Genomic DNA, 6,124 nt, shown 5'->3' with positions numbered 1-6,124 from the left:
CTGGTAGACGATTATTACCGGGTTAAAGAAGCATCAATCGATCTAACCGGCTTAAGCCCACAACTTCAACTCTTGATCGCCATGGAACACCGTCAAATGCAAATCGAAGAACGTCAGAACCATACCGAGCATCAGGTTACCGTGATTAAGGAAACGTTACTCCAACATGACGAGAACTGGCGGAACATGATCAAGGGTATGCTTAACGGCGCTGCTTACCGATCAGGCAAGAGCTACCGCGATATCCGAACCGAAAGCTATCAACTACTTGAAGAACGGGGCAAATGCCAACTGAACATTAGGCTTAAAAACTTGCAGGACCGTTTAGCCGATGCCGGGGCTACAAAAACCAAGATTAACGATACGAACCGGCTGGACGTAATCGAAGCTGATCCACGCTTGAAAGAAATCTATACGACTATTGTCAAAGAGTTGTCTATTGGGACATTGGCGTAGGGAAGGAGGATAAAGTGGAAAAGGTTGATTGGAAGTCGCTCGAAATAAAACCACACAACATTATTGTCGCCTGTACATCAGAACCTGATTATGAAATGCAACGGCAGATACTTCTTGAAATTAAATACGACAAATATGTAGTGCTGGAAGGGTGGCATTGTAGTTGTTACGACTTTGATGAAACAGAATGGGAGGCTATTGAATACACATCCCAAGAACTAAAAGAACTAGCTGCGGCTAAGTATAACAAAGAAAAAGAGTTTTGGATAAAGGTAAGAGAACAAATCCACTAAGGAGTTGATACCCCTTGATCGGCATACATCCAATCCACCGCAAAATGGCGCTGATTACATGGATGTCGATGAATCAAAAAGGAAAATTGAACCTTGATGAAGTCGCTATTCAGATGTTGAAACCTTTGCTGAAACAAAACTTGATGATGATTCAGAGACTGGATGAATTAAAGAGCCTCTCATATCAAGCTTACTTAGCTGGTGAAACTGACTGGCACAAAGACATACGAAGCAGGATAGAAGCGCTTGAAAAGGACTTATTCGAAGTGTAAAGGCGGTGGTCACATGGAATTCAAACGTGGGGATTTATATACCATCCAAGCCGCATTAAATGACCGGGTCGATAAGCTGAATAAACTTTTGGACCATTACCCATTCGACAAATGTTTTATGGAATCACTATCTGACGCAAGGATCATTTTGGATAACGTGAATCACGAGTTAGACCAGTCAATCAAACATCTTATTGGGAAAGGGTGAAGGAAATGAAAATCATCGGCAAAGATTGGATGGCACTCCCATTGGAAAAGAAACTGGCAGCAATCAGCAACGCAGTAGCCAAAAACAAAAAAGGATTATTGAAATGATCGAATGCGCCGGATGTGGAAAGGCGGCTAAATACGAAGTGTATGGTCAGCCTCATTGCCTGGAACACATGCTAGAAGCCATTGACTGTAACGAATACGTAGAGGTTAGGAGGTTAGACGAACTTGCATATGAGCGAATGGATCAAAGCGAAAGGTGATTTTGTCTCAATTCTTGCGCTTGAGATTGTCGGCGGCTACTCGGCTAACGGTAAGTTTCACTTTAAATCGGCGATCCACAGAAACGAATTTGATCGAATCAGCAGACAACTTAGAAAAGAAAATGACCGCTGCGCCAACAGCGATCATACACCACTCAAATAAAAATTTATCGGATTCAATTTATCACATTATTTAGGAGGTTGTAAAGCCCATGCGTTTATATGAACTGTCAGAACAGTATGAAACGTTGCTTGAAATGGCAATTGATAACCCGGATAACGAGCAGCTACAGGAGTTTTTAGTCGGCCTTGAAGGAAAGATCGAGGAAAAAATTGAGAACACAATCAAAGTGATCCGTTCTTTAGAAGCAGAAGCGAAAGCCATTAAGGAAGAAGAGGAACGCCTTGCTGCTCGCCGCAAATCTATCGAAAACAGTTTTGTACGGCTGAAAGAAAACGTTGAAACGATCATGAAACGGATGGAATTGGAGAAGGTGAAGGGGCAACTCTTTACCATCTCCCTCCAATCCAATCCGCCTAAAGTCGTCGTGCTTGATGAATTTGATATCCCACAAAAGTATTTTGTGACGCCCGAGCCAGTGCCACAGTTGCAAAAGAGAGAGATTATCGAAGCGTGGAAACAGGGCAAGGATATTCCCGGCGTGCAGGTTGTACAAGAAAAGTCTTTGAGAGTGCGGTGATTATATGAGCGAACTTAATTTGTGGCAAAAGCTTGTAAAAGTGCGTGAAGTGGCCGGAGGGTTTTCCAAAGATACCAGGGGCTATGGTTACTCCTATGTATCGGGAAATCAGGTGCTGTCCAAAATCAAAGACAAAATGAACGAACTTAACCTTTTGCTTCTTCCTTCGACGCAAGTCGGAGAACATCACACCCACGCTTACAAGACAGCAAAAGGCAAAGATGCGCTAGATTTCGTGGTCAAGGGCGAAATGTCTTATACCTGGATCAACGGGGATAACCCAACAGAAAGGGAATCAGTCACCTGGGCTTATTATGGGCAACAAGACGAAATTTCCAAAGCCTACGGATCGGCACTGACTTATAGCGAAAGGTACTACCTCTTAAAAAGCCTGGGATTGCCCACTGATGAAGATGATCCAGACGGCAAGGACAGCAAGGGGAATGAACCGGCAACAACACAGCAGCCAAAGCAACCGCCTTCCGCGCTTAAGGCTAAATGGAAACTCCTCAACAACAATAGTCTGGAAGGATTCAGCGAATGGGTTACTAAGAAGACTGGGGAAAAGTGGAGTTATTCCGACATGGAACAGGCTTTGATTAAGAAAATCCAAGAAAAGAAGGCCGAGGAGGAAAACAATCAATGATGAACAATTGGAGCGGAACGGGACGCCTTACACGCGATCCTGAACTAAGATACAGCCCTAATGGTACGGCAGTTACTAAATTTACATTGGCGGTTGATCGTGGTTACACCTCACAGGATGGAACGAGCGCGGATTTTATTCCAATCGTAACCATGAAGCAGCTTGCCGAAACGGCTGCTAATTACCTTCGAAAAGGGCGTTTGGTTGGGATCGAGGGACGTATTCAAACGAGAAGTTATGAAGGAAATGACAATAAAAGAGTTTTTGTCACAGAAGTATTAGCCCATAGACTTCATTTCCTTGAATCCAATAAAGACAACAAGCCAAAGAGTGACGATCCATTCAAGGATGATGGAAAACCAATCGACATTTCAGACGATGATCTCCCGTTTTGAGGTGACTTATGGAACTTACTAACATTAACCAAGAGATTCACGCAGCCTCACAGCGGCTCAGGAAGTCTGCTGACGCGTTGTTCGGGTTGGGAAAGGCAAAGGCCGAGGCTGAACGAGATTACCGCCTAGCGCTTGCCCAGGAGATTCTACGACTACGTGCCGAGAAAGTCCCGATTTCTATCATCACGGATATTGCGAAGGGGAACGTTGCTGATTCGTTGTTTCAGCGCGATTTTGCCGAGGCACAGTTCAGGGCAGGCACAGAAGCGATTGAGGCAATTAAAACGCAGGTTTCGGCCTTACAAACCATCTTGAAATATCAGACAGACGTTTAAGTGAGGTGATCCTCATGTATGATTTCGGATTCCATCCAGCGCCAAAGCCCGGAAAAACGGAAAGGCGCAACAAGGTTGATACATCACAACGAAAACGCAAGAAAAAAGACGTCGAAATGACCAAAGAACAGGTCCGGGCAGAAGTCAAAAAGCGTGACGGGAATTGGTGCCTTATAAGCGGCAAGCCTGGGCCTGGGCTTCACCTTCATCGAGTTGAATATAGCGGCATGGGAGGCGGCGGTGGCAAATATGAGGTTTGGAATTGCGTGTTGCTTTCAAACGAGATGCACCAAATCGTTCACTCCAACAAAAAGGTATTTATGCCGCTGCTACTACAATATCTGAACGCCAAGAAGCACGGTCAAGACCCAAGCGGAATTTTAGCTAAGTTACGAGATAGGGCAAAAATCGAGAGCAAAACTAAAACGAAAGGAGCAAAAGAGCAATGAACGGTCTTAATATCAATGGTCTTTGTAAGCAAATCAAGGCATCAAAGAAACGCTTAATTTGGTCACTGAAAGACGGGATACACACCATCACAGATAGATATTGGTTAGTCAATTTCAAAGAGATACCGCGAGATGTGCAGATTGGTTTATTTGCAATATTTACCCAATTCCCGGAAGAGGGAATGCATATAAGATATGATCGGTTTTCGGATTCAATTTTGAAAGGTGGCCATATCGACCATGCCTCTATTGTAAGGGGGGCGGTCGCTGGGAATAAGGGTAAAGATACAGGATTTGCTTACGATATTTCAGGAATGAAAGCGCGAGTCTTTAAATCAAATGATGTCTTTGCATACGTCAATGAAAAGCTTTTGCTAGCTGTTGATGACTACGTTGGCGAAATTTTAATGACCGGCCCAATGTCTCCAGTATATTTCAAAGACGCTGATTATATCGTTCTGCCTTACAGAATGGTAAACCAGCCTGAAAGGGAGATACTGGAACTATTCACTAAGTAGGTGGTGAAATGGACGGGTGGATTAAACTTCACCGCAAAACTTTGGAAAACCCGGTTGTATGCAAGGATAGTGACCATATCGCTGTTTGGGCTTATTTACTTCTGAATGCAACTCATAAAGAGTATCCGGCGATATTCGCAGGTGACAAAATATTGCTCCAACCGGGGCAATTAATAACTGGTCGAAAGGCCATAGCGGAAAAATTTAACATCTCGGAAAGTAAGGTGCAACGAATCTTAAAATCGTTCGAAATCGAACATCAAATTGAACAACAAGGAAGCAATAAAAACCGCTTAATATCAATAGTTTCGTGGTCTGACTACCAATCTGATGAACAACAATATGAACAACCAGTGAACAACAAGCGAACAACAACTGAACAACAAGTGAACACAAACAAGAATGTAAAGAATGTTAAGAACAAAAGAACAAAAGAATTAAAAGATAATACCGCATTTGAGGATTACACCTCAAATCCTGTTTTACTGGAATCTTTGAACTCATTTTACGAATATCGCAAAAAGAGCAAAAAGCCAATGACGGATGCAGCGATAAAGCTATTGCTCAAAAAGCTGAATGACCTAGCAAGTGACGACGAAACAAAGGCAGAGATTTTAAACCAATCCATACTTAATGGGTGGCAAGGGATATTCCCGATTAAGGACGGTGAGAAAGTTGGAAGAAGTTCAGGGGTTCCGAAGTATGAAAGGGATTCTAAGCCAGGATATGGCAGATCGGATCGAAAGATTACGAGCCTCGACCAAACATCAAGCGTTGGAGAATTCAGCGACGAAGAACTCTCAAGACTCATATAATTGCCCTCACTGCAAAGATACAGGTGATATATGGGTTGATACATGGACACTTAAAGAATGTACCCATTGCAACGTTCGAAAAATGCAGGATATACAACGCAAGGTCAAGGCGGCGCAGATTACGGACGAATTTAAAAGCAAAACTTTCAAATCGTTTGATGTATCGGATAGGCCTGAACCAATCAAACAGGCGAAGAGAGTTGCACAAGCCTATGTCCTTGCCTTCCAGCAGATTCGGAAGAACAAACAGAACAGCATAGCGCTAATGGGCAATCCTGGGTGTGGCAAAACGCATTTGCTTGCGGCGGTATCTAACAACCTTCTCGACGAAGGGGTAGAAGTCTTCTACTTCCCTTGGGTTGAAGGCATGAAGGAATTGACAAGCGCGGACTTTGAACAAAAGCAAGAAATCATCCAGCGCATGCAAAAATGTGAGGTTCTTTTCCTGGACGATCTTTTCAAGGGACGAGGCAAGCCCACAGACTACCAATTTGAGACGGCCTGGGCGGTTCTTAATTATCGATACTTGAATAACCTGCCCATCCTGGTCAGCACAGAACGAAGCATTTCGGACTTGTTAGATATCGACGAAGCAATGGGCAGCCGTATTGCAGAGGTTACAAAGGATTATAAAGCCGTAATAAATGGAAGCCGCGAGGAAATGAACTACCGGCTGAAAGATGAGGTATAAACATGGAACACATTGACGATTACGACCTGTTCGATAAAGACCCGGAATTATTTTTACAAAAAGGGCGTGAAGCTTTTGAA

The 6,124-nt window shown here is 43.5% G+C and carries 11 protein-coding genes and 1 pseudogene; all 12 read left to right on the top strand.

Annotated features, from left to right (window positions below):
* A pseudogene (locus NYE69_RS33220) lies at nt 1–456 on the top strand (ORF6N domain-containing protein); the annotation flags it as partial.
* Between the two features lie 14 nt (nt 457–470).
* Nucleotides 471–749, top strand: coding sequence for a hypothetical protein (locus NYE69_RS33215; protein WP_340930663.1), 279 nt, complete (start codon nt 471–473; stop codon nt 747–749).
* A gap of 14 nt (nt 750–763) precedes the next feature.
* A complete protein-coding gene (locus tag NYE69_RS33210; protein WP_340930662.1) occupies nt 764–1,021 on the top strand; it encodes a DUF7667 family protein in 258 nt (85 codons plus the stop codon).
* Between the two features lie 438 nt (nt 1,022–1,459).
* On the top strand, nt 1,460–1,657 hold the full coding sequence (locus tag NYE69_RS33205) for a hypothetical protein (RefSeq protein ID WP_340930661.1): 198 nt from the start codon (nt 1,460–1,462) through the stop codon (nt 1,655–1,657).
* A gap of 49 nt (nt 1,658–1,706) precedes the next feature.
* Nucleotides 1,707–2,195: a siphovirus Gp157 family protein gene (locus tag NYE69_RS33200; protein ID WP_340930659.1), complete on the top strand. Its 489-nt coding sequence runs from the start codon at nt 1,707–1,709 to the stop codon at nt 2,193–2,195.
* Nucleotides 2,196–2,199: 4 nt separating this feature from the next.
* Nucleotides 2,200–2,841: an ERF family protein gene (locus NYE69_RS33195; RefSeq protein WP_340930658.1), complete on the top strand. Its 642-nt coding sequence runs from the start codon at nt 2,200–2,202 to the stop codon at nt 2,839–2,841.
* Nucleotides 2,838–3,236 (top strand): single-stranded DNA-binding protein, encoded by a 399-nt coding sequence (locus NYE69_RS33190; protein WP_340930656.1) that lies wholly within the window; start codon nt 2,838–2,840, stop codon nt 3,234–3,236. Before NYE69_RS33195 ends, NYE69_RS33190 begins: the two co-directional genes overlap by 4 nt.
* An 8-nt stretch (nt 3,237–3,244) precedes the next feature.
* Nucleotides 3,245–3,571, top strand: a complete 327-nt coding sequence (locus tag NYE69_RS33185) for a hypothetical protein (protein WP_340930654.1) — start codon at nt 3,245–3,247, stop codon at nt 3,569–3,571.
* Between the two features lie 14 nt (nt 3,572–3,585).
* Entirely contained in the window at nt 3,586–4,020 is a 435-nt protein-coding gene (locus tag NYE69_RS33180) for a hypothetical protein (RefSeq protein ID WP_340930652.1), read from the top strand.
* A complete protein-coding gene (locus NYE69_RS33175; protein WP_340930651.1) occupies nt 4,017–4,538 on the top strand; it encodes a hypothetical protein in 522 nt (173 codons plus the stop codon). Before NYE69_RS33180 ends, NYE69_RS33175 begins: the two co-directional genes overlap by 4 nt.
* 8 nt (nt 4,539–4,546) lie before the next feature.
* Entirely contained in the window at nt 4,547–5,353 is an 807-nt protein-coding gene (locus NYE69_RS33170; RefSeq protein WP_340930650.1) for a hypothetical protein, read from the top strand.
* Nucleotides 5,241–6,044: an ATP-binding protein gene (locus NYE69_RS33165; RefSeq protein ID WP_340930664.1), complete on the top strand. Its 804-nt coding sequence runs from the start codon at nt 5,241–5,243 to the stop codon at nt 6,042–6,044. Before NYE69_RS33170 ends, NYE69_RS33165 begins: the two co-directional genes overlap by 113 nt.
* The last annotated feature ends 80 nt before the right edge of the window (nt 6,045–6,124 follow it).

The sequence above is a fragment of the Paenibacillus sp. FSL R5-0527 genome, assembly GCF_038008055.1.
Classification (GTDB): domain Bacteria; phylum Bacillota; class Bacilli; order Paenibacillales; family Paenibacillaceae; genus Fontibacillus; species Fontibacillus macerans.
This window is presented reverse-complemented; position numbering and strand designations above follow the sequence as displayed.

Coding starts and splice junctions, on each gene's coding strand:
- NYE69_RS33200 (WP_340930659.1), top strand. CDS start 1,707: ATGCGTTTATATGAACTGTCAGAACAGTATGAAACGTTGCTTGAAATG.
- NYE69_RS33195 (WP_340930658.1), top strand. CDS start 2,200: ATGAGCGAACTTAATTTGTGGCAAAAGCTTGTAAAAGTGCGTGAAGTG.
- NYE69_RS33190 (WP_340930656.1), top strand. CDS start 2,838: ATGATGAACAATTGGAGCGGAACGGGACGCCTTACACGCGATCCTGAA.
- NYE69_RS33185 (WP_340930654.1), top strand. CDS start 3,245: ATGGAACTTACTAACATTAACCAAGAGATTCACGCAGCCTCACAGCGG.
- NYE69_RS33180 (WP_340930652.1), top strand. CDS start 3,586: ATGTATGATTTCGGATTCCATCCAGCGCCAAAGCCCGGAAAAACGGAA.
- NYE69_RS33175 (WP_340930651.1), top strand. CDS start 4,017: ATGAACGGTCTTAATATCAATGGTCTTTGTAAGCAAATCAAGGCATCA.
- NYE69_RS33170 (WP_340930650.1), top strand. CDS start 4,547: ATGGACGGGTGGATTAAACTTCACCGCAAAACTTTGGAAAACCCGGTT.
- NYE69_RS33165 (WP_340930664.1), top strand. CDS start 5,241: ATGAAAGGGATTCTAAGCCAGGATATGGCAGATCGGATCGAAAGATTA.